Genomic DNA, 22,189 nt, shown 5'->3' on the forward strand with positions numbered 1-22,189 from the left:
GTTATCACCTCGGCTTTTTATTGTACTTGGGGCCTAAAGTTATTGTGGATTTAATTTCCGTAGCTGTTTTACCAGGGGGATGCCGAGAAGCAGTACGGCGATGGCTTCCCCTAAGGCGACGGTAATTACGGCAAGGTAAATATTAACATGTAGTAAATATGACAGGTAAGCCCCAACTATAAGGCCATTCAAGATGATGGGTGGAAGGTAAGCGAGGCGGCTCTGCCGCCAGATATAGGTCAACCAGGCGGCTGCCAGGGTGGTCAGGCTGCCCAGGACAATGTCTATGGGGCCAAGGCCGCCGTAAATATTGCTTATCAGGCAGCCGAGAAAGAGCCCCGGGATCGCTTCCGGGTAAAGGATCGGTAAAAGGGTTAAAGCTTCGGCTACCCGTACCTGGAGATAACCGAAACTAATGGGCTTGAGGATAATCGTTACTACTGCGTAAAGGGCAGCAATAATGGCTCCGCGGGCAATCCTCCTGGCAGTCACTAGCATCCTCCTCAATTTGGCATTTTTACCGGTCAAAGACTGGATATTGGGCCAGGTTTACATAAGCAGGCAATCCGTTATGGTAAGGTATTTTAACTTCACCTAGAATCAAAGGCCGGGCGTAGTTGATAAAGTCCATAGTGACGTCGTTTCCTGCCTCATTTATCCAGGCCCTCGGCACCTTTTTCTCCCGGTTGGCCACCTCATCCAGTTTTACCAGTTCATACGTACACCGGTACTCTTTCCCTTCCAGGCGCTTGATGGCTACCATATGGCCGCTGGCTCCCCGCAGAGCCTCCTCAACAGCTACCCGACCTACGTTATAGGCTTCTTCGGCATCGGTCCGGGAGGCCAGGTGCATGGCACTGCGCTGGGTGGTGGCCGGAAGGATGAAGCGGCCTTTGATTTTTAGTTCGGCTTCAATTTTATTAAGAAGGAACTGACCAACACCCCCCAGGCGCTGGTGGCCGAAAACATCTACAGTAGCGGTGTCATTAAATATATAGTTCCCATTTTTATCAACCAGGCCTTCGGAAACAACTACCAGAACCGTGCCGTATTGGCGGTAGGCTTTTTCCACATCGGCCATAAAAGTCTCAAGGTCAAAGGCTACCTCCGGCAGGTAGATTAAATGGGGAGCTTCTCCTGGTGCACGCCGGGCCAGGGCCGTAGCTGCCGCCAGCCAGCCGGTATTGCGACCCATGGCTTCTACAATAGCTACTTTGGTAGAGGTGACGATGCTTTTAATATCGATCCCCATCTCCAGGACGATGGTAGCCATGTATTTGGCGGCGCTACCATAACCTGGACAGTGATCCGTCAGGGGCAGGTCGTTGTCGATGGTTTTGGGGATGCCGATTACCCGGAGCTCATACCCTTCTTCCTGCGCCAGCTGGTTGACTTTATGGGCCGTATCCATAGAGTCATTGCCGCCAATGTAGAAAAAATACCGGATATCAAATTTGCGAAAGACAGCCAGGAGCTTATCGTAGTCTTCTTTCTTCTTTAACTGGTAACGGCAGGAGCCGAGGGCTGCTCCCGGGGTGAAACGCAGGCCTTGAATGGTAGACGCATCTTCCCGGCGTAAATCAATAAAATTCTCTGCTAAAATACCCATGATGCCGTTACGGGCACCATAAATTTCACCAATGGCTTCACTGCGATAAGCTGCTTCGACGGCTCCGGCCAGGCTGTTATTGATCACAGCCGTAGGGCCGCCCGACTGGGCGATGACACAGTTCCCTTTTAGCAAAGGGATTTTCCTCCTCTCCCGAATAACGGTTACTTTTTATATTATAATCCCGGCCTGCTATCCTGACTATAGGGAGTGACATTTTGAGGTCCTGCGGAATAAGCTAAATTAGACTGAAGGTATTTGGAGGTGTAACCAATGGCTGAAGAAGGCGGCAGCTTATTTGGACCGAAGAAAAGTGCACAGGATGGTAGCCTGGGATTTAATTTCCCTGGTGGCAGCTTTGTCATTATCCTGTTCCTGATCTTGATCCTTCTCTTCTTTGGAGATAATTAGGGTTTAAAAGTAAACCCCGCTGTCCGCGGGGCTTTTTTATAACTAATTGCCCACCAGCTCTACCGGCACACCGGTAGCCGCCACCAGGTCAAGGTAATGTTGACCCGTCAGATCAAAGCCCCGGTAGTCAAAAGCGATGCCAGGCAAGATAATAAGATCAACGGGGGTGGAATTTTTCTTTGACCACTCCTGCCAGGCTATCTTAAAATCCCGTAAGGTTAATAAGCCGGCACAGGCGATAGTGCCGCCGAAAAATTGGCTGGGAGCAGTTATTACCTCCAGTTCCCAGGGGAGCCAGGCCACGGCTTCCTTTATCACCTTACCGGCCAGTTCAGAAGTCATAATCAGCACCCGCCGGGCATGGTGACGCCGGCAGGCCTGCTCAACTTCCTGGAGAATGTCGGGGTCAAAATCCCAGCTAAAGGTAAGGCCGCTCCCGTCCTCTGTCACCAGCAAGTTAAGGGAACGCCTTTGTTTTTTACACCCGGTAGAGGAGGTATATGGACCGGAACCGGTATTTTCTTGCCGCTGGACCACTAAATGCCGTTTTCCGGGTTTGGCAATGAGGCGATAGGCTTCTACCCGGGAACGCGGTTTTTGTCCGTCAACTGCCAGGATAATATCGCCCCTTCTGAGGCCGGCCCGGTCAGCCGGGGTTCCGGGGATAACCCCTTCTACTACCGGCGTAAGATTATTTAAGCACAGGGGTTCCAGCAGCAAAGGGACGTCCGTTTGCTGACGGAGAACCTCCAATTCTGCTTCTATTTGTTGCCGTAAATTTTCTGGGAAACGCAATTCCGGCGGCGCCAGCCGGGTGTAGCCGGGCAAAAAGATGCGAATGGTCCTGGCCCCCGAACGAGACAGGTAAAGGATTGTCTCCCGGACATCCGACCAGCCTATAATCCAGGGAAGGGCCACCAGGCTACCGTGGTAGGTAATGCCGGCCTGCTTTAAGGTTAAAGGGGCCTCAAGGGCCGTAGTCGGTTTTTTGTCACCCATGAGCTTGAGCCGACCTGCCGGGCTGGCGCTATTGAGGGAAAGGTTTATTTCCAGGGGTCCCAAATCAGCCAGGGCCCTGGCCAGTTCCCGGGTCAAAAAAGTGCCATTAGTAGTAATTTCCAGGGCAGTTGCAGTAAAACGCCGCCGCACTCTGGCCAGGATCGCTAGAAAATCCGGATGGGTCATGGGTTCCCCTTCGATAAGGCGGGTGGCCGATTCGCCAATGACAATTTTGCGGCTGCCGTCCAGAAAGTCCAGGAGGGTGTCAACCTGCTCCGGCTTTAGAGGAGGCAGGTACCGCGTTTCCACTCCCGGAGGATTCTGGCGGTGGCTGCAGAAGAGGCAGCGTAAATTGCAACTGGAAGTCAGCGGCAGGATATTATACCGGGCGGCCGTCAGAACGGCCAGCTGAAAGCTATCCATGGATGACCGGCGCAGTAATAAATCTCTCCTTCATCGCAGGAAAATCCCTCCGAGAATTAAAGAGGCAACTACACCTAAAAGGGGGCTTATATTTAGATAATGGACTAGGATAAAGTAAGCAGCCGCAATGCCAAAGGGGAGCCAGCTGAAGGGGCCCGTGTCTTTGGGCACAAAGGCATATTTGGCAAAGTCCCAGGCCAGCATGGCCAGCATCACGAAAACTACAGGCCGGATGCCAGCAACCATACCCTTGATAAAGGGGCTATCTTTGAATTTCTCCAGAAAGGCGAAAAAACCGATCAAGATTATAAATACAGGGATGGCTACGGCGATTAAAGCGACGGCAGCGCCCAGCCAGCCAGCTACCTTATAGCCGATGAGCATGGTTATCTTGGTAGCAACAGGACCCGGGAGGGCATTACTAAAGGCCAGTACCTGGCCGAACTCTTCCTGGGTTACCCAGCGGTAAACATCAACTGCCTCGTGCTCATAAAGAGGTACAATGGCCGGTCCGCCACCGTAGCCGAGCAAGGTCGCCCGGCTGAAGCCTATAAAAAGATCCACCAGCGTCTTCAGCATTCAGGTTCTCCTGCACCCTTTCATCCGTTAAAGTGTCGATCTGGATCGAAATAAGTACCTTTATATTTCTACTATTTAAGGGAAACTCCTTTTTTATTACCCAAATACCATGACCAATTTTTAAATAAAAAAGCAAGGCCCTTGACGCAGATGTCAAAGGCCTCGCTCCTAACAGTGGTGCGGCAGAAGGGACTTGAACCCCCACCCTGTAGATCAGGACTAGAACCTGAATCTAGCGCGTCTGCCAATTCCGCCACTGCCGCTCGCAGTCGCTCCCGCTCGGAGCAAGTTTAATTATAGCAGCCTGCCGGCTACCTGTCAAGGGTCCCAACGTAAAGTAACCTGATCTCCTGCGGCCAGAGGAGTTGTAAATTCGGCCGGACGGCCGTTAACCTCCATAACGAGTCTTTTCCGGCCCGGTGGCGGTGTTGAGGGGAAATCCAGGTAGTTAAAAATATCGGTAAATAACACTTCGGCTGCCTGGACTTTGAGGGTGAGCGGGCGGCCGTTTAAGATGATAGTTATAACCTGACCGGCAGCCTCTACCCCTGTGACCAGGTTGTCGCCATCTTTGATGGGAGCTTCGGGCCGGACCGGCTGGCCGTTTAAAAGAATAGTACCTTCCAGGGGCTCCCCCAATCTGGTCAGCACATGGGCCACCGTATCTAAGGGTTCATAGGTTATGCGGGCTTTATCTTCCAGTGGAGTATTGTAATCCACCTGGTTGTCGTTCATTATAATCAGAGGTTCCAGGGTGACCTGGCGCCCGTTAAATGTTATGGTTATGGGAGCAAGTTCCGGCACCAGGTCGCCTACAGTTCCGCAGGCGTCGGCACCATCCCGGCCCGGGATCACCTGGATTTCATCTCCGGGCCTTACGGTAGCATCCAGGGTGGCAGGAGAATTATTTATCAGGACGGTTCCAGGCTGCCCGGGTTGACCCCGGAGAAATGTTAGACGCCCGTTGACCTCCACCCCCAGGCCTTTGCCCGGCCGGCCATAAAGGGTTCGTGCCGGGATGCCGGCCGCCAGCAGGGCCTGAGTCACAGTCACCTGCTGCCCGGCCAGGAAATGTACCGGCCGGCCGTTGACAATAACCCGGGCCAGTCCCAGGCCTTCCTGCTTTAAAGCTGTAATGGCAATTCCAATGGGAGTAATGGCCTGGGGGCCATGCAAATTTTTCGCCCCGCTGATGCCATTTAAAACTTCCCGGCCGCGTACGGCCACCCTGTCCGGCGGTATTTCCAGCTGGCCGGCCAGGGCCTCAGGGAGTCCCGGCGTGAGGCTACCGCCCCCTACCAGCAAGACGGCCTGGGGGGCGCGGCCGTTGAGCAGGATAATCTGGTTGGCAATCTGCCGGGCCAGCTCGACTACCGCCGGTTTAATAACTTCTACAATGGCAGTTGCCGGCAGGGTGCGTTTTTGCCCGACAATATCGGTAAACGTTATACTGTCATTTTTTAATAACTGGCGCTTGACTGCTTCAGCTGTATGAAAGTCCAAAAGGAGGGCCTCTGCCAGGGCTTCGGTGATTTCATCCCCGGCTGAGGGTACCATAGCATAACCTGTAATGGTACCCTGGCCGGTAATGGCTATGTCGGAAGTGCCGGCGCCGATATCTACCAGGACCAGGTTTAATCCCCGCATGGCCGCCGGCACGGCTACGGCGCTGGCGGCAATGGGTTCCAGGGTAAGGGAAGCCATGGAGAGGCCAGCCCTTTGCAGGGAGGCTACCAGGGAATCCACCACTACCCTGGGCAAAAAAGTAGCTATAACTTCCGTGGCGATGCGCCGGCCTCGCTGGCCAACCAGGTTGCCGATGGGATGGCCGTCGAGACTGTAACCCACCACACTGTAACCGACACAATGGTAAGCCGCCTGGTTTTCGCCCGCCGTCAGGAGACGTTTTTCGGCTTCCTGGACGGCTGCGGCCTCCAGGGCCAGCACATCCTGGCTGCTGATTTCCGTAGCCGGCGATATTTCTTCACCGGCGGTGGCCCGCTCGGTTTTTAGAGCCCGGCCGGCAGCGGCTACCGCTGCTTCTTTTAAAGGCATACGTAACTTTTTTTCCAGTTGCTCTTTCACCGCCTGGATGGCCAGGGCTACCTGGGGAATATCATGGATCTGGCCGTCCAGCATGGCGCGCTGCTGGTGTTCAACTATTGCTGCCGCCCGGATGTGGTAACCCTTTTTCCCGGGAACCAGCACCAGGCCCGCGACTTTACGGGTCCCCACGTCCAGGGCAAAAACCGGACTTTCAGCCATGGCAGCACCTCCTCCCCAAAAATTCGCCCTGTCCGGATAAAATCCTCCTTTTCACCGGTAAAAGTCGCCTTTTCCTGTCGCAATCAGCCATGCCCGGAAACAGCAAAAATTTACCCGGATGTTTAAACCCGGGTCACTGTCACTCTCTATTTATTTCCTTCCTCGGCAAAGCCGCTATAGGGGTCAGGATAGCCTGGCGTACCGCCGTACATCTGTAGTATCTTTCTGATATCATCCATTTCTTTCTTTTCTCGCTCCAGCATACTGTTAATTATTTGCTTGACTCCGTCCGGAGCTGTGGCGGCTATTTCCGGCCAGAGGCTAAACTCTTCCTCATCAAGGCGCAGGACCTGGCGCAGTTTATCCAGCCAGTGCATAGTTCCTTCTCCTTTCCGATTACTTTTTTTCCTCAGGTTTTTCACTGTAAGGGACAGGGTCATCGTAGTAAGGCGGCCGGGGCGGTTTATAGGGTGGCGGGTAAGGTGGTTGATAGGGGGGTTCGTAGGCCATGACATGGGCCAGGTGATGGTTCCAGAACATGGCTTCCTCTACTTCACCAAGGATGTGATTTAACAGGGTATGCCGGATACCAAAGGAAGGCGCCGCCGCTGCTGCTTCAGCCATGAGCCTGATTTCTTCCAGGTCGATTTCCAGGGCTCTCCTGGTTTTATGATGAGAACCGTTCATGATATTACTCCTTCCATAAAAGGGATTTTCCTGTAATAGACTATGACGGTTATTACCGGGATGTTATTGGTAACGGGAGGTTTTTTCTCATTGCGCTAGCGGGAGAAGTGTTATAAAATCATTGCCGAGAGGCGATTTGTCGATGCAACCTCAGGATGAAATTGTGCCCCGCAATGTGGCGGTTGCCCCCCTTATGTGGCAGGGTGTCCGGGCGGCCCTGCCCATCGTCCTCGGCTATTTACCCCTGGGCTTTGCCTACGGTGTCCTGGCACGGGAAGCAGGCTTTAACCTCTGGGAAACAGTACTCATGTCGGTGCTGCTCTATGCCGGCTCCGGCCAGTTTATTGCCGTGAGCATGTTTAGTAGCGGCGTGGCAGCGGCCGCCATTATTTTCACTGTCTTCCTGGTAAACTTACGCCACCTGCTTTTCAGCGCCTCCCTGGTACCTCATCTGCGGCGTTTTCGGCCGGGGGCCCTGGCCCTGCTGGCAGCGGAAATCACCGATGAGACCTTTGCCGTGGCCATCAATCACTACAGCGACCACGAGGCCAGTCTTCCCTATCATTTCAGCCTCAACCTGGCGGCCCATTTTTCCTGGGTGCTGGCCTCGCTGCTGGGCGGGCTGGCGGGTAATTTGATGGGGGACCCGGCCCGCTTCGGCTTCAATTTTGCCCTGCCGGCCATGTTCATCATCCTGCTTGTCATGCAGTTAAAGGATAAGAAGACCATTATCGTTGCTGCCCTGGCGGCCTTATTTTCGGTAGTTTTTGCCCTCCTCTGGCCCGGCAGCTGGAATATCATCCTGGCAACGGTCATAGCCGCCACTCTGGGAGTGATCTTAGAGCCATGGACAAGCAAATTTTAATTATTATCCTCGGTACCGCCGTGGTAACCTATTTGCCCCGGATGCTTCCCCTGGTAGTCTTAAGCCGGGTCCGGTTACCGGAGGTTTTTTTACGCTGGTTGAGCTATGTCCCGGCGGCGGTCCTGGCTGCCCTGCTGGTGCCGGGACTGCTGTTACCCGATGGCAAGTTATCGTTAGCCGCCAACCCCTACCTGCTGGCGGCTATCCCCACGGGGTTCGTAGCCCTGAAGACCCGCAGCATGGCTCTGACCATTTTAACCGGTATGGTAGCTATGGTCCTGATACAGCGCTGAAAGGAAGGCTTTACTGATGGCTACCTATCATTCCGTTTGTCCCCTCGACTGCCCCGATGCCTGCGGCTTGCTCATTGAAGTAAATGACGGCCGGGTGACTAAAGTCAGCGGCGACCCGGAGCACCCTTACACGAGGGGATATACTTGCGCCAAAATGCGCCATTATCCAGAGCTAATTCACTCCCCGGAACGGGTCCTGACACCTTTAAAGCGGAGCGGCCCTAAGGGAAGCGGCCTTTTTACGCCCATTTCCTGGGCGGAAGCCCTGGAAACCATCGCCAGGCGCTGGCAGGAAATTATAGCTACCTATGGTGCCGAAGCCATTCTCCCTTATTCCTATGCCGGCGTCATGGGATTGCTCCAGCGCAATGCAGGCCATGCCTTTTTCCACCGTCTGGGAGCTTCTGAACTCCAGCGGACTATCTGCTCACCAGCCGCCGAGGCCGGCTGGCAGCAGGTTCTAGGCCACACCTGGGGTAGCGATCCGGAGACGGTTGTTAACGCGGACCTGGTAATCATTTGGGGCATGAATCCGGCCTCTACCAGCATCCATTTCCTCTCCTTGGTGCAGCAGGCCCGGCAGAAGGGAGCCCGGTTGATTGTTATCGATGCTTACCGTACCCGGACGGCTGCCGTGGCCGATGAGGTCATCATGGTTCGACCGGGCAGCGATGCCGCCCTGGCTCTGGGCGTCATGCACGTGCTGGTGGCGGAAGGACTGGTCGATAGCGGCTTTATATCCGCCCACGTTTCCGGCTATGAGGAACTTCGCGCTAAAGTCCTGCCCGATTATCCTCCGGAAAAGGTGGCCGCCCTCACTGGTGTGCCACCCGCAACGATTATCAACCTGGCCCGCGCCTACGGCCGGGCCAGGGCGCCCTTTATCCGCATCGGCTACGGCTTGTCCCGTCACCGCCAGGGCGGTATGGCCGTCCGGCTCATTGCCTCCCTGCCGGCCCTGGTGGGAGCCTATGGCAAGCCTGGGGGCGGTGCCCTGCAGAGTTCCGGCACCGGCAGCGCTGTCAAGCTGGATGTCCTGACCCGGCCGGACCTGCGGCAGCGGCCGGTGCGGGCGATAAATATGGTCCGGTTGGGCCGGGCTTTAACAGAGGCGCTGGAGCCACCGGTGATGAGCCTTTACGTTTATCACGGCAATCCAGCCACAGTGGCACCCGACCAGAACCGCGTCCTGGCGGGTTTAAGGCGGGAGGATCTCTTTACCGTGGTCCACGAGCGCTTCCTGACGGATACGGCCCTCTACGCCGACATCATCCTGCCGGCGACCTTTTCTATAGAACAGGAAGATCTCTACCGCAGCTACGGCCACTATTACCTCCAGCGCAGCCCGGCGATACTACCACCCCCGGGACAGGCGAAGAGCAACTGGCAGACCTTTTGCCTCCTGGCCCAAGCCCTGGGCTTTAGCGAAGATATTTTCCGGCATTCCGAGAGGGAAATGGTCGAGCTTTTAATCCAGGAGATTCCCGTGGAGCAGGGAGACAGGAAAGCCCTGGCCGCCGGCAGGGCTGTAAAATTAAAACCGCCCCAGGGATTTGCCACCCTTTCCGGGAAAATCGAACTTATGGCTGCCGGGGCCAAACTACCCGGATACGAGCCGCCGGGCGATCATGAGCTGAACAGACTTTATCCTTTCCATCTCCTCACGGCCCCGGCCCATTTTGCCCTCAACTCCAATTTCGGGCAGTTACCTTCCCTGCGGGAACGGGAAGGGGGCCCTCAGATTCTCGTCAACCCAGATGACTGCCGTAAAAAAGGCCTGGTGGATGGCACCCTGGCTGAGGTTTACAACCAGCGCGGCTCCTGCCTCCTCAAAGTGCGGGCCAGCAGCGACGTTCCTCCGGGTGTCGCCGTGGCTCCCGGAGTCTGGTGGTGCCGGCATTCCCCCGGCGGACGCAACATTAACAGCGTTATTGGCGACGATTTAACCGACCTGGGTGGAGGCAGCACCTTTTACGACCACCGGGTCGATATCCGGCCGTTATAATTTTCAGCCCCGCGTAAAACAAAGCCCGGTTTATTTTCAGCCGGGCTTTTTATATTTACCCTTCCCGGCAATTTTAATAACCCGCAGGGAATAATAAGCCTGGGAGGCATTGAGCTTTATGCGGGCAGCCGGGCTTTACCTGACAGCCATAATGGTATTCCTGGCGATTTTTACGGCAGCCATCTATTTTTCCATCCGCCCGTTCCTTGAAGAAACCTGGCCCCAGGAAGCCATTGCCGGAAAGAAAATTTGGCAGGAGAATGGTTGCGTTGAATGTCACGCCCTCCTGGGTAACGGGGGTTATGCCGGCGCCGACCTGACCAGGATTACAGCTACTACCGGTCGCGAAGAATTGGTAACCTTCCTGACCCAGCCGCCGGTTATGCGCCCGGCCAGGCGGCAGCGTCACCCGGCCCTGGCCCGGGAGGAAGCAGAAAGGTTACTTGACTACCTGGAGCAGGTTGGTAAAATTGACACCCGTGGCTGGCCGCCCCCTCCCTTTGTCCGCACTAATCCTGCCCAAGGGGAGTAGACTTTGCTGGTACTCCTTAAAATGCTAAAAAAATTATTTTTTCCTCGCCGGCGTCAGAAAAAAACACCCGAACAAGACAGCCCTTCCCAAAAAGCTGCTTATCCCTATGCCCTGGCCACCTTTCTTTTTTTGGGCTTGCAGGGTATTCTGGCTACCGCCGGGTCCCTGCACCTCATCTTTCCTGATTTACCGGCCCCCCTTAACTTTGCCAGCGGGCGGGCCATGCACCTCAACTTAAGCATTTTCTGGCCCCTGCTGGGCACCATGGGCGGGGTTTATTACTTCCTGGTTGAGGCAACTGACCGGGAGCTTTACAGTATCAAGCTGGCCGGCTGGGGCTTCTGGTATCTCCTAGGCACCGGCCTGGCCACCCTGGGATTCCTGGCCTTTGGTAAGACTGACGGGCGGGAGTACCTGGAGGCTCCTTACTTTTTAAAAATCGCCCTTTTAACTGGCTTGCTGGCCTTTACCTTCAACCTGCTGGCTACGGCCATCAAGAACCGGCTGCTGGTCCAGCCGGAGGTAGTAGTTATTTTAAGTGGTGCCCTCCTTGCTCCTTTGCTCTACCTGCCGACTATATTCTTTGTCAGCCACCCCACCGTTGATGACGTTTTGCGTTTCCTGGTCGTACATCTGTGGGAAGAAGGGAGCCTGGAGCTGCTGGCCACGACCATCGGTGCCGCCCTCCTGGCTTCCCTCAAAGTTGCCGGCAGGCAAAAAGTAAAGCGCCTGCTCCTCTGGGAAGCAGGGCTGGTCCTCACTTCCGGTTTTATAGCCACCGGGCATCATTACTACTGGATCGGCACTCCGGATTTCTGGAAAGTAATTGGCAGTGTTGCCAGCGGCCTGCAGGTAGTGCCCGTAGTGCTCCTGGCCCTGACAGCCTGGCAGACTACGGCTAATCGTCCCCGTAACTTCACCCCCAACCTGGCCCTATATTTCTTTTATGCCAGCGTATTCTGGAATGTCGTTGGAGCCGGACTTTTGGGTTTCCTCCTGGCCATCCCGCCCTTGAACCGCTACGCCCATGGCACTTACTTCACCTCGGCCCATGCCCACATGGCCCTCTTTGGCTTTTTCGGCTTCCTGGTACTGGCCAGCAGTTACTATATCCTGACCCGCCGGCGCAGGCTAAGCCCTACCCAGGTCAAGCGTATCAAATTAAGCCTTGTCCTGCTCAATTCAGGTCTGGCCCTGATGGCTGCCTGCCTGGTAATCGCCGGTTTTCTCCAAACCTACCTCTGGCGGGGGCTGGGTATGGATTTCACCCAGGTTCATCTCTTGCTGACGCCTTACCTTTTACTCCGGACCGGTGGAGGTGCCATCTTTGCTGCCGGCGGTTTTTTACTGGCCTGGGAGATGGTTTCCCTGATGCTTAAACCCTGGGTGGCTTTATTAAAGCCGGGGGAAGAGCCTTGAAAAAACCGGCAGGGCCTTGAACGTCGTTGCTCAAGGCCCTGCTGGCTCAAGGAGGTCTTTGAAGAAGTGAGTGTGTATTCCTATTATAACCTTCCAGGCTAATATTATACATGGTTGCCAAAAATTTATGGGATGTTCGGCTCACCATGGCAATTTAAGGCTTTGTAAATCCTGATTACTAGGCCGCGATCTCCCGGAAGGCTTCCCGGGCGGCTTCTATGGTCCGATCAATATCGGCTTCCGTATGGGCCAGGGACATGAAGGCGGCTTCAAACTGGGACGGCGCCAGGTATATGCCCCGGCGCAACATGGCCTGGAAATAGGCGGCAAAGGTCTTGGTGTCGCTGGCCGTGGCCGTAGTATAATCGGTTACCGGGCCGGGGGTAAAGAAGGCGGTGAACATGGCTCCCACCCGGTTATAGGTAACGGGTACGCCGGCCTCACCGGCAGCTTCCTTGAGGCCCTTTTCCAGGCGGGCCGAGAGGCTTTCCAGGCGCTCATAGACCCCGGGTTCCTTGAGGACCTTCAAAGTTGCCAGGCCGGCGCTGACGGCCAGGGGGTTGCCGGAGAGGGTTCCGGCCTGGTAGACCGGCCCCACCGGAGCCACCATGGCCATAATCTCCCGCCGGCCACCGTAGGCTCCTACCGGCAGGCCGCCGCCGATGATTTTACCCAGGCAGGTAAGGTCAGGCCGGACGCCAAAGCGGCTCTGGGCACCGCCGTAGGCTACCCGGAAACCGGTCATGACTTCATCAAAAATTAACAGGCTTCCATATTGTTTTGTTATGGCCCGCAGGCCCTCCAGGAACCCCGGTTGCGGCGGGACACAGCCCATATTGCCGGCCACAGGTTCGACAATGACGGCGGCAATCTCTTCACCAGCCTGTTTAAAGACAGCCTCCACGGCATCCAGATTGTTATACGGGGCAACGATGGTATTAGCGGCTGTGGCGGCCGGGACGCCGGGGCTGTCGGGGACGCCGAAGGTCAGGGCCCCGGACCCGGCCTGAATCAAAAAGTAATCGGCATGGCCGTGGTAACAACCGGCAAATTTAACGACTTTCTCCCGGCCGGTATAACCGCGGGCCAGGCGGATGGCGCTCATGGTCGCCTCCGTACCCGAATTGACCAGGCGCACCATCTCGATGGAAGGAACGGCGGCGATGATTTCTCTGGCCAGTTTATTTTCCAGTTCGGTAGGAGCGCCAAAGCTGGTACCCATGTTATGCAGGGTATTTTCCAGGGCGGCCATTACCTCCGGGTGGCGGTGTCCCAGGATGAGGGGTCCCCAGGAGGCCACATAGTCGATATACCGGTTACCGTCAATGTCATAGAGATAAGCTCCTTCGCCTCGCTGGATAAAGGGCGGCGTCAAACCGACGGCTTTAAAGGCCCGGACGGGGCTGTTCACCCCCCCGGGCATAAGTTCGACAGCCTCGGCGTAGGCCGCTGCTGATTTAGGCCACGCTTCGATCACCGGGTACTTCCTCCTTGAAAAGCTTTTTTGAGTTACCTTTTGTACCGCTTTAGATTATTCCTGGCACCCGGGGGTCTCCTGGATGAAATACCGCATGCTCTCCTTTTTCAGCTCGGCCGTGCTGAAAATTATGCGGTAATTATTATGGCCGATGGCTGCGGCCAGGCGGGACGCCAGTTCCTGGCAGGCCTCCCTGGTGCGGCAGTGAATGACGGCATAAAGGTTAAAGGGCCATTCGGGTCGCTGCCGGCGCTGGTAACAGTGGGTTACTTCCGGGAAGGTGGCCAGTTTTTCTCCGGCTCTTTTTAAATCTTCCTGTGGCAGTTGCCAGACTACCATGGCATTGGCGATGATGCCCGCTTCCCGATGGCGCAGGGCGGCACCGAAACGGCGGATAATGCCATCCGCCTGGAGGCGGCGGATATGCTCGAGGACTTCAGCTTCACTGAGTCCCAGCCTCTGGGCCACCGCCAAAAAAGGACGGGAAACCAGAGGGATATCACCCTGGAGCTGGCGCACCAGTTCTTTTTCCAGGTCGGTTAAAGGACGCGGCAATTTTACGGGCTCCCTTCTTCCAGGTTAAAGTTTACCCGAATCTTGAAGGCTCTTTCCGCCGGGAGCTCCAGCACCGGTAGGCCGGTCCTGGCTTCGATGCTGGCCATGACCCTTTCCAGCTGGCGGCGGCTGGGGCCGATAAGGGTAAACCACATGTTATAAGCATCTTCCCGCAGGTAATTGTGGGTAACTCCTGGAAAGCTATTAACTACTGCCGCTACTTCCGCCAGGCGCCCTTCAGGGACCTGCATGGCACAGAGGGTGCTGGTATAACCCAGCCGCCGCAGGTCAAATACGGCGCCGATGCGGCGAATGATCCCCGTTTCTTTCAATTTAGCCAGGCGTTCCAGGACTTCCTTTTCCGTGAGACCCAAACGCCGGCCCAGTTCGGCGTACGGCTCCTCCGTCAGGGGGAAATCTTCCTGGATCATATTTAATAAACGGCGGTCAAGGTTATCCAATCTTCATCCCCTTCCGCCCCTGGTAGAGACACCAGGGCTCTTCAGCCATATAGTCGCCGTGGTAGTACCAGGCGCGGGCGCGGCAACCGCCGCAGATCTTTTTGTAGCCGCAGCGACCGCAGCCGCCGCTGTATTTTTCCGAACGCAAAGTGCGGAAAACCTCGCCCTCCTGCCAGAGACGGCTGAAGGGTATTTCCCGGACATTGCCCACGGGTAAGTTCAGGTAGGCGCAGGGCTGGACGTCTCCCCGGGGACTGACGATGCAGTAGGCAATGCCGGCCAGGCAGCCGCGGCTGTAGCGGACGGGAATTCCCATTTCCCGGGCGATGCGCATGAACTGGGGCGCGCAGGTCGGTTTTAATTCAATATCTACCTGCTGCTGCTTGTGTAAGATGCGCTTCAAAGTTCTCTCATATGCTTCGGCCCGCAAGGCTTCCGCTTCGATGCTCGCCGCCCGGCCGGTAGGCACCAGGAAAAAGAAATGGTGGCCCCTCGCGCCAAGATCCACAGCCAGATCGGTGAGCTTTTCCAGTTCATCCTGATTCCAATCGAAGACGGTGGTATGCACCTGGAAGGGCAAACCCGCCTCCCGGCAGGCCGCCATACCAGCCAGGGCTTCGTGCCAGGCCCCGGCCTTTTGTCGCAGGCGGTCATGGCGGTCGGGAGCGCAGCTATCCAGGGAAATGCCTATAGCCTGCGCTCCGGCCTTTTTTAATTCCCGGGCCAGGTCCGGGGTGAGCAAGGTACCGTTGCTCCCCAGGACCGGCCTTAAACCGCGCGCCGCAGCATAAGCTATCAATTCCAGCAAGTCGGGCCTTAACAGGGGTTCGCCGCCGCTGAAGATCATAATCCGGAAGCCGGCTTTAACAGCTTCATCAATTAGATTTTTCGCTTCCGCCGTACTTAATTCATCTTCCGCTTTAGCGCCGGCATCCCGGTAGCAGTGGTCGCAGTAGAGGTTGCACTGGTTGGTGGTATTCCATGATAAGAGCATTATTTAAGCCACCTTGCTACATCCAGGGCATAATAGGTGATAATTAGATCGGCGCCGGCCCGCTTGATGGCCGTCAGGCTTTCCAGCACGGTTTTTTCCTCATCCAGCCAGCCATTGGCAGCGGCGGCTTTAAGCATGGCATACTCGCCGCTGACCTGGTAGGCTACCAGGGGAGCGTTGAAGGTGTCTTTGACCCGGCGGATGATATCCAGGTAAGGGAGGGCCGGTTTGACCATGATCATATCGGCCCCTTCCTGGAGGTCAAGTTCCACTTCCCGCAGGGCCTCGTTGCTGTTGGCCGGGTCCATCTGGTAGCTGCGGCGGTCGCCGAACCGGGGCGCCGAAGCGGCAGCTTCCCGGAAGGGACCGTAGAAAGCCGAGGCGAACTTGGCGGCGTAGGCCAGGATAGGTATGTGGGTGAAGCCTTCTTTATCCAGGAGGCGGCGGATGGCCCCCACCCGGCCGTCCATCATATCCGACGGAGCTACGATGTCGGCTCCGGCCTCTACATGGGAGAGAGCTGTTTTGGCGATAAGCTCTAAGGTAGGATCGTTTAAAATCTGGCCGTCATCCACCAGGCCGCAGTGGCCGTGGCTGGTATACTCGCACAAGCAGACGTCGGTGATGACCAGGAGTTCCGGGTAAGCACCCTTTAAGGCCCGCACGGCTTCCTGGACAATGCCACGGGGGTCATAGGCCCCGGAGCCCACCTCATCCTTTACCGCCGGGATGCCGAAGAGGAGGACGGCCGGGATGCCGGCGGCGACTACGCCGGCGGCTTCTTTGACCAGGTTGTCGATGGAAAGCTGGTAAACGCCGGGCATGGAAGGAACCGGGTTTTTTATCCCCCGGCCGTGAATGACGAAAAAGGGATAAATGAGGTCGTTGATGTTGATCTCCGTTTCCCGAACCATGGCTCGCAGGGTTTCATTCTGCCGCAAGCGCCGCGGCCGGCGCACGGGAAAACCGGACATGGCAACTCACCTCCGAAGTGTCAGTAGTATTGATCTAGCCTCACTGCCCAGGAGAGGTCCAGTTATAGTTAACTATTATCCTGAGATTTCCGCATCAGTCAAATAGCAGGCGGGGTCGGATTCCCAGAAGTCGCCGGTCAGGCTCTCCGCCCGGGCACGGCAGTTGCCGTTACAGAGGTCCAGCCAGGCGCAAGTTGAACAGCGGCCTTTAAGCAGGGGCTTGCGATCCCGCAGGGCCTTCAAAAGGGGGTGGCTTAAATCCGTCCAGATTTCACCAAAGGGCCGTTCCCGGACATTCCCCAGGGTGTGGTGCGTGGTAAACTGGTCGGGGTGGACGTTACCGGCCCAGTCGACAGCTCCGATGGCGATGCCGCTGCGATTACCCCCGTTCAGGCGCAATAACTCCAGGACGGCCGCCGCCCGCTCCGGGTCCTGGCGCCGCAGTTTTAAATAAAGGTAAACGCCGTCGGCATGGTTATCAACGGTTAAGATTTCCACTTCCCGGCCCCGTTCTTTCAGGCGCCGGGTTGCTTCGATAAGCAAATCCATGGCGGCGCGGCTTTCTTCGTGGCTCAGGTCTTCCCCGGCAAGCTTGCTGCCCCGGCCGCTGTAAACCAGGTGATAAAAACAGGCCCGGGGGATGTTTTCTTCCCGTATGAGGTAAAATATTTCTTCCAGCTGGTCAACGTTGAGCCGGCTGATGGTAAAGCGCAGGCCCACCCGCTGGTCGACAGCCAGGCAATTACGGATACCTTCCAGGGCCGCCGCAAAGGCCCCCTTTTGCCCCCGGAAGGCATCATGCCTCTCCTCCACGCCGTCCAGGCTGATTCCTACATAGCTGATACCGATCTTTTTCAACTCCCTGGCGGTGCTGCGGTCAATGAGGGTACCGTTGGTGGACAGGGTAACCCGCAGGCCTTTCTTAACAGCAGCGGCCATGAGATCAAAGATATCCTGCCGCACCAGGGGTTCACCTCCGGACAGGAGAAGGACAGGCACGTGGAAGGCCGCCAGCTGCTCCAGAAAGTCCCGGGCGGCCATGGTATCCATCTCCTCCCCGCCCGCGACGGGCCCGGCTGCGGCATAGCAATGGCGGCACTTCAGGTTGCAGGCCCGGGTACAATTCCAGACCACTACCGGGCCACTATCCCGGCGCGCCCCTGCTGCCGCTCCAAAGGCGGCCTGGCTGTAGCGCAACGTATCACCGAAATAACTATCGTTAAAAAGCAGTTTGGTAAGACTGATCAGCTTCCCTCACCGCCTTCCGGCCGGTATAATAATCCAGCATGGCCTGGATCAGGCCTGCTTCCGTATATTCTCCCGCCGTAGCCGTCACCCTCAGCCCCGCTTCCCTGGCTGTAGCCGCTGTAATGGGCCCGAGGCAAAAAACGTCGACGCCCTCCATCAAGACGTTAGCTTTATCCCCCAGTAATTCAAGGAAAGATTTAACTGTTGAGGAACTGGTAAAAGTAACGGCCGCTACTTTCCCGGCAGCCAGCAGTTCCCGCAAAGTGTCAGCTTCGCTCGTCATTTTAACCGTACGGTAAATAGCTACCTCCGTCACTTCTGCCCCCTGGCGGCGGAGGTCTTCGGCCAGGAAGGGCCGGGCAATATCGGCTCGCGGCAGGAGCACCCGCCGGCCGTGAAGTAAAGGTCCCAGCCCGGCGGCCACCGCTTCGGCCACATATTCTCCCGGCTGCCAGTCGGGGTTTAAACCCCGCTCTTGCAAAGCTCTGGCCGTCGCCGGGCCGATGGCGGCGATTTTTATCCCGGCCAGGGTGCGGATGTCAATCTGCCTTTCCTGCAAACGCCGGCAAAAATAACGAACTCCGTTGGCACTGGTAAAGATTAACCACTCGAAATCTTTAATCCTGGCCAGGGCGGCATCTACAGAATCCCAGTCGATCGGCGGCCGGATTTCAATGGTCGGAAAGACCAGTACTTCGGCCCCCAGTTCGGCCAGCCGCCGGGCCATTGCTTCTGCCTGGGCCCGGGGACGGGTAATTACCACCCGCCGTCCGAAGAGGGGTTTCCTTTCCAGCCAGGCCAGGGTAGAACGCAGGGCCACCACCTGGCCGACGACGATAATGGCCGGGTTGCTGAAGCCGGCCTCCTGGGCTCTGGCCTCAATATCGGCCAGGGTACCGGTCAGGGTCTCCTGCTCGGCCCTGGTTCCCCAGCGGATGAGGGCCACCGGGGTGGATGGATCACGGCCACAGGCCAGCAGCCGGCTGACAATGGTGGCCAGGTTGGCCATGCCCATGAGGAATACCAGGGTATCGACGGCCCCGGCCAGGCCTTCCCAGTTTATGGCACTGTTTTCTTTTCCCGGGTCCTCATTGCCGGTAATGAAGGCCACCGTTGAAGCCAGGCCGCGGTGGGTCACCGGGATGCCGGCGTAGGCCGGTACGGCGATGGCCGCCGTGACGCCGGGCACGACTTCGAAGGGTATGCCGGCGGCCTTGAGGGCCAGGGCTTCTTCCCCGCCGCGGCCAAAGACAAAGGGATCACCTCCTTTTAAGCGCACCACCTGCTTACCCTGCCGGGCAAGATCTACCAGGAGTTCGTTGATTTCTTGCTGAGGCAGGGCATGGCGGTGGGGGGCTTTGCCGACGTAGATTTTTTCGGCGCCTTCCGGTGCATAATCCAGGAGGCCCGGGTTGATCAGGCGGTCATAGACCACCACGTCGGCCCGGGCCAGGCATTCCTGCCCCCTGATAGTTAATAAACCGGCGTCACCGGGGCCGGCACCGACCAGATATACCTTACCTGTGGGAATTGCCACTCTTCAGTCTTACCTCCTGTAAAATGGCCCCCGCGCCCCGGGCCAGTAATTTCCGGGCCAGTTCCTGCCCGGCGGCCTCCGGGTTGGCCGTGCTCCCGGAAGTAAAATCCCTTAACACCTGCCTGCCGTCCAGGCTGGCCACCATACCCCTGAGGATCAGGGCTTCCCCTTCCACGATAGCCAGGGCACCTATGGGAACCTGGCAGCCTCCTTCCAGGGCGCGTAAATATGCCCTTTCGGCTCGCACGGCCGCTGCCGTGAGCGGATGGTTGATGGCGGCAACCAGCTGCGCGATTTGCTCGTCCCCGGCCCGGATCTCGACGGCGATGGCCCCCTGCCCTACAGCCGGCAGGCAGATGTTATAGGGCAGGGGTTCCCCCAGCAGGCGACCATGGTTTAACCTTTTCAACCCGGCGGCGGCCAGGACGATGGCCTCCAGCCCTTCCCGTTCCATTTTTGCCAGGCGGGTAGGGACATTCCCCCGCAGGTCCACCAGTTCCAGGTCGGGGCGGACATGGGCCAGCTGGGCCTTGCGCCTCAGGCTGCTTGTCCCCACCCGGGCCCTGACCGGTAGAGTCGCCAGGGTATAGCCCGCCGGGGAGATGAGGACATCGGCCGGGTCTTCCCGTGGCCCCACGGCACCGATAATCAGGCCTTCCGGTATGCTGGTCGGCATATCCTTCATGCTGTGGACGGCCATATCGATAGCCCCGTCCAGAAGGGCCAGTTCCAGTTCCTTGGTAAAAAGGCCCTTATCGCCAATCCGCGCCAGGGCCACATCGAGGATCTTATCGCCCCTGGTTTTAAAGGTAACCAGGCGGCAGGTCAGATCCGGCCAGGCTTTTTCCAGGGCCTCTATGACCCAGCGGGCCTGCCAGCGGGCCAGTTCACTGTCCCTGGAGCCCACCTTTACTTCCCGCATTTTATTAACTTCCTCCTTCTACTGCCGCCGTTTCTTTCCTGGACCCGGCCTCTTCCACAGGCAGGTTAAAAAGTTCGTGCAGAGCCTCGGCATACAAATGGCCCCGCGGCGTAAGGGCGGCCTTTTTTAAGTTTACGATAGCGTCGTGGAGGAGCTGGTTGACTATGGTGTTGGCCAGGGAGCCAATTATTTTTTGCTGCCGCGGTGTCAATTCTCCCAGACGGTTGCAGGCCCGCTCTAATTCCTCCTTTTTAATGGCTTCAGCTTTTTCCTTTAAAGCAACAATGGTCGGTACCACATAGAGGGAGCCCAGCCAGCGGAAAAAAGCATCGACTTCCTCAGTAATGATACCTTCCGCCTGCCGGGCGGCATGCTGCCGTTCCTCCAGGTTGGCCAGGACCACCTGCTGCAGGTCGTCGATATCATACAGCTTCACCCCCGGCAGATCGCCGGCAGAGGGCTCAATATCCCGGGGTACGGCAATGTCAATGAGCATCAGGGGACTGTCCGGCCGCACCGCCCGCGCCCGGGCCCGGACTACCTGTTCCCGGTGGAGAATATAGTGGCTGGCCGCCGTACAGCTGATTACGATATCAGCCCGGGATAAGTAATCCTCCAGGGCGTCCAGGCGCACCGCCTGGCCGCCAATGTTAGCGGCCAGCTCTAAGGCCCGGTCATACGAACGATTGGAAACCAGGACTGTGGTCACGCCTTTATCTTTCAGGTAACGGGCGGCCAGGGTACTCATTTTACCTGCCCCGATTACCAGAACGGTCCGCCCCTGGAGGTTACCGTGAAAGACCTGGCGGGCCAGTTCTACGGCAGCGTAGCTGATGGATACCGTATTGCGGTCGATGCGCGTTTCCGTTCTTACCCTCTTGCCGACGGTAATGGCCTGCTGCCACAGGGTGTTGAGGATGTGATTTGTTGTTCCTGTTCCCCGGGCGATCTCGTAAGCTTCGGCCACCTGGGCCAAAACCTGGTCTTCGCCGAGAATCATGGAATCCAGCCCGCCAGCCACCCGGAACAGGTGGCGGACGGTATGGCGCGTATTCAGGGTGTAGAGGTGGCTTTCTAGTTTTTTCGGGTCCATCCGGCAGGACTGGCCAAGGAAATTCTTGCCCGCCCTGATCCCCATTTCCTCCTGCTGGCAGGCCACATATATTTCCGTCCGGTTACAGGTGCTTAAAATCACGCAACCCTCAACGCCGGCCACGGTCCGCAGCTGCTTCAGGGCCCCCGGCAAACTGTGGCGGGCAAAAGCCAGTTGCTCCCGGATTTCTACCGGCGCCGTGCGATGATTTAAACCGACGGCAACGACAAACACTGCTTCACCCGCTCCTTTGCCAAATCTTCTTTGCCCCGGGCTACCAGGCGAAATAATATCTCGTCCCCGGCCAGCCGCCGCAGTACTTCTTCCCGGCGTTTCTGGTCATGGGGCCAGGCTTTTTTTAGAAAAAGACGGAGTTCTCCTAAAAAATCCAACCAGGGACCGTATTCCGGACCAATTTCAGCCTCCAGCTTTTTGCGTAACTGGCGGGCCAGGGCCGGGCTTTTCCCTGCGGTAGTGATGGCTATTTGTAGATCCCCGCGCCTGACGATCGAAGGTACTATAAAGGTACACTTTTCCGGCGCATCGGCGACATTTACCCATATGCCGGCCTGGCGGCAGTCGGCAGCCACGCGGGCATTGAGGCCGGCGTCAGCGGTGACGGCAAATACCAGGGTCATCCCCGTGATATCGCCGGGCTGGTACTTTCGCCGCCACCACACCAGCTGCCTGGCCAGGGCCAGGTCCGCCAGGACGCGCGTAACTTCCGGGCTTACAAGGGTAATCCTGGCGCCTGCTTCCAGCAAATTTAAAACCTTGCGCTCACCGACCTTCCCACCGCCGACTACCAGGCAGGGACGGTCAGTTAGTTCTACAGCCATAG

The 22,189-nt window shown here is 57.1% G+C and carries 23 protein-coding genes and 1 tRNA gene; 6 read left to right on the forward strand and 18 right to left on the reverse strand.

What is annotated here, in order from left to right:
* Nucleotides 1-39 precede the first annotated feature (39 nt).
* Together MCACP_RS07135 and MCACP_RS07140 are read right to left on the reverse strand one after the other, a co-directional pair.
* Complete coding sequence (locus MCACP_RS07135; RefSeq protein WP_406678631.1) at nt 40-498, reverse strand: QueT transporter family protein; 459 nt, start codon at nt 496-498, stop codon at nt 40-42.
* Nucleotides 499-517: 19 nt separating this feature from the next.
* Nucleotides 518-1,744: a 6-phosphofructokinase gene (locus MCACP_RS07140; RefSeq protein WP_406678632.1), complete on the reverse strand. Its 1,227-nt coding sequence runs from the start codon at nt 1,742-1,744 to the stop codon at nt 518-520.
* A 138-nt stretch (nt 1,745-1,882) separates the two neighbouring features.
* On the opposite strand from MCACP_RS07140, the gene MCACP_RS07145 reads away from it, so the two are divergent.
* On the forward strand, nt 1,883-2,020 hold the full coding sequence (locus MCACP_RS07145; RefSeq protein WP_406678633.1) for a hypothetical protein: 138 nt from the start codon (nt 1,883-1,885) through the stop codon (nt 2,018-2,020).
* A gap of 42 nt (nt 2,021-2,062) precedes the next feature.
* On the opposite strand, the gene MCACP_RS07150 is transcribed toward MCACP_RS07145, so the two are convergent.
* From MCACP_RS07150 to MCACP_RS07175, 6 genes are all read right to left on the reverse strand, one after another.
* On the reverse strand, nt 2,063-3,442 hold the full coding sequence (locus MCACP_RS07150) for a DUF512 domain-containing protein (protein WP_406678634.1): 1,380 nt from the start codon (nt 3,440-3,442) through the stop codon (nt 2,063-2,065).
* 30 nt (nt 3,443-3,472) lie between these two features.
* Nucleotides 3,473-4,021, reverse strand: coding sequence for a chromate transporter (locus MCACP_RS07155; RefSeq protein WP_406676110.1), 549 nt, complete (start codon nt 4,019-4,021; stop codon nt 3,473-3,475).
* 175 nt (nt 4,022-4,196) lie between these two features.
* Nucleotides 4,197-4,284, reverse strand: a tRNA-Leu gene (locus MCACP_RS07160).
* Nucleotides 4,285-4,339: 55 nt separating this feature from the next.
* Nucleotides 4,340-6,286 (reverse strand): cell division protein FtsA, encoded by a 1,947-nt coding sequence (locus MCACP_RS07165; RefSeq protein ID WP_406676111.1) that lies wholly within the window; start codon nt 6,284-6,286, stop codon nt 4,340-4,342.
* A 146-nt stretch (nt 6,287-6,432) separates the two neighbouring features.
* Nucleotides 6,433-6,663 (reverse strand): hypothetical protein, encoded by a 231-nt coding sequence (locus MCACP_RS07170; protein WP_273173764.1) that lies wholly within the window; start codon nt 6,661-6,663, stop codon nt 6,433-6,435.
* Between the two features lie 19 nt (nt 6,664-6,682).
* Nucleotides 6,683-6,973, reverse strand: a complete 291-nt coding sequence (locus MCACP_RS07175; RefSeq protein WP_406676112.1) for a hypothetical protein — start codon at nt 6,971-6,973, stop codon at nt 6,683-6,685.
* A 142-nt stretch (nt 6,974-7,115) separates the two neighbouring features.
* Here MCACP_RS07175 and MCACP_RS07180 point away from each other — a divergent pair, with 142 nt between their 5' ends.
* The 5 genes from MCACP_RS07180 to MCACP_RS07200 all read left to right on the forward strand — a co-directional run bounded on the left by MCACP_RS07180 (nt 7,116) and on the right by MCACP_RS07200 (nt 12,087).
* The gene (locus tag MCACP_RS07180; RefSeq protein ID WP_406676113.1) at nt 7,116-7,838 is read left to right on the forward strand and encodes an AzlC family ABC transporter permease; all 723 of its coding nucleotides are present in this window, start codon (nt 7,116-7,118) and stop codon (nt 7,836-7,838) included.
* Complete coding sequence (locus MCACP_RS07185; protein ID WP_406676114.1) at nt 7,820-8,131, forward strand: AzlD domain-containing protein; 312 nt, start codon at nt 7,820-7,822, stop codon at nt 8,129-8,131. The genes MCACP_RS07180 and MCACP_RS07185 overlap by 19 nt, the downstream gene beginning before the upstream one ends.
* A 16-nt stretch (nt 8,132-8,147) precedes the next feature.
* Complete coding sequence (locus tag MCACP_RS07190; RefSeq protein WP_406676115.1) at nt 8,148-10,136, forward strand: molybdopterin oxidoreductase family protein; 1,989 nt, start codon at nt 8,148-8,150, stop codon at nt 10,134-10,136.
* A gap of 118 nt (nt 10,137-10,254) precedes the next feature.
* Nucleotides 10,255-10,668 carry a c-type cytochrome gene (locus MCACP_RS07195; RefSeq protein ID WP_406676116.1) on the forward strand — a complete coding sequence of 138 codons (414 nt, stop codon included), beginning with the start codon at nt 10,255-10,257 and terminating at the stop codon, nt 10,666-10,668.
* Nucleotides 10,669-10,689: 21 nt separating this feature from the next.
* On the forward strand, nt 10,690-12,087 hold the full coding sequence (locus tag MCACP_RS07200) for a cbb3-type cytochrome c oxidase subunit I (RefSeq protein ID WP_406676117.1): 1,398 nt from the start codon (nt 10,690-10,692) through the stop codon (nt 12,085-12,087).
* 178 nt (nt 12,088-12,265) lie between these two features.
* Here MCACP_RS07200 and hemL read toward each other — a convergent pair whose 3' ends face one another.
* The 10 genes from hemL to MCACP_RS07250 form a co-directional block, all read right to left on the reverse strand.
* Nucleotides 12,266-13,564 carry a glutamate-1-semialdehyde 2,1-aminomutase gene (gene hemL, locus MCACP_RS07205; RefSeq protein ID WP_406676118.1) on the reverse strand — a complete coding sequence of 433 codons (1,299 nt, stop codon included), beginning with the start codon at nt 13,562-13,564 and terminating at the stop codon, nt 12,266-12,268.
* Between the two features lie 54 nt (nt 13,565-13,618).
* Nucleotides 13,619-14,119 (reverse strand): Lrp/AsnC family transcriptional regulator, encoded by a 501-nt coding sequence (locus MCACP_RS07210; protein WP_406676119.1) that lies wholly within the window; start codon nt 14,117-14,119, stop codon nt 13,619-13,621.
* A gap of 2 nt (nt 14,120-14,121) precedes the next feature.
* Entirely contained in the window at nt 14,122-14,580 is a 459-nt protein-coding gene (ahbA, locus tag MCACP_RS07215; protein ID WP_406676120.1) for a siroheme decarboxylase subunit alpha, read from the reverse strand.
* Nucleotides 14,573-15,574 (reverse strand): putative heme d1 biosynthesis radical SAM protein NirJ2, encoded by a 1,002-nt coding sequence (nirJ2, locus tag MCACP_RS07220; RefSeq protein ID WP_406676121.1) that lies wholly within the window; start codon nt 15,572-15,574, stop codon nt 14,573-14,575. Before nirJ2 ends, ahbA begins: the two co-directional genes overlap by 8 nt.
* Nucleotides 15,574-16,548, reverse strand: coding sequence for a porphobilinogen synthase (gene hemB, locus MCACP_RS07225; RefSeq protein WP_406676122.1), 975 nt, complete (start codon nt 16,546-16,548; stop codon nt 15,574-15,576). Before hemB ends, nirJ2 begins: the two co-directional genes overlap by 1 nt.
* Nucleotides 16,549-16,623: 75 nt before the next feature.
* Nucleotides 16,624-17,796: a radical SAM protein gene (locus MCACP_RS07230; protein WP_406678709.1), complete on the reverse strand. Its 1,173-nt coding sequence runs from the start codon at nt 17,794-17,796 to the stop codon at nt 16,624-16,626.
* Entirely contained in the window at nt 17,768-19,327 is a 1,560-nt protein-coding gene (cobA, locus tag MCACP_RS07235) for a uroporphyrinogen-III C-methyltransferase (protein WP_406678710.1), read from the reverse strand. The genes MCACP_RS07230 and cobA overlap by 29 nt, the downstream gene beginning before the upstream one ends.
* On the reverse strand, nt 19,314-20,255 hold the full coding sequence (hemC, locus tag MCACP_RS07240; protein WP_406676123.1) for a hydroxymethylbilane synthase: 942 nt from the start codon (nt 20,253-20,255) through the stop codon (nt 19,314-19,316). Before hemC ends, cobA begins: the two co-directional genes overlap by 14 nt.
* A gap of 4 nt (nt 20,256-20,259) precedes the next feature.
* Nucleotides 20,260-21,582, reverse strand: a complete 1,323-nt coding sequence (hemA, locus tag MCACP_RS07245) for a glutamyl-tRNA reductase (RefSeq protein WP_406676124.1) — start codon at nt 21,580-21,582, stop codon at nt 20,260-20,262.
* Entirely contained in the window at nt 21,558-22,187 is a 630-nt protein-coding gene (locus MCACP_RS07250) for a precorrin-2 dehydrogenase/sirohydrochlorin ferrochelatase family protein (RefSeq protein ID WP_406676125.1), read from the reverse strand. The genes hemA and MCACP_RS07250 overlap by 25 nt, the downstream gene beginning before the upstream one ends.
* Nucleotides 22,188-22,189 lie beyond the last annotated feature (2 nt).

It is taken from the genome of Neomoorella carbonis, assembly GCF_045278715.1.
Taxonomy (GTDB): Bacteria; Bacillota; DSM-521; order Neomoorellales; family Neomoorellaceae; genus Neomoorella; species Neomoorella carbonis.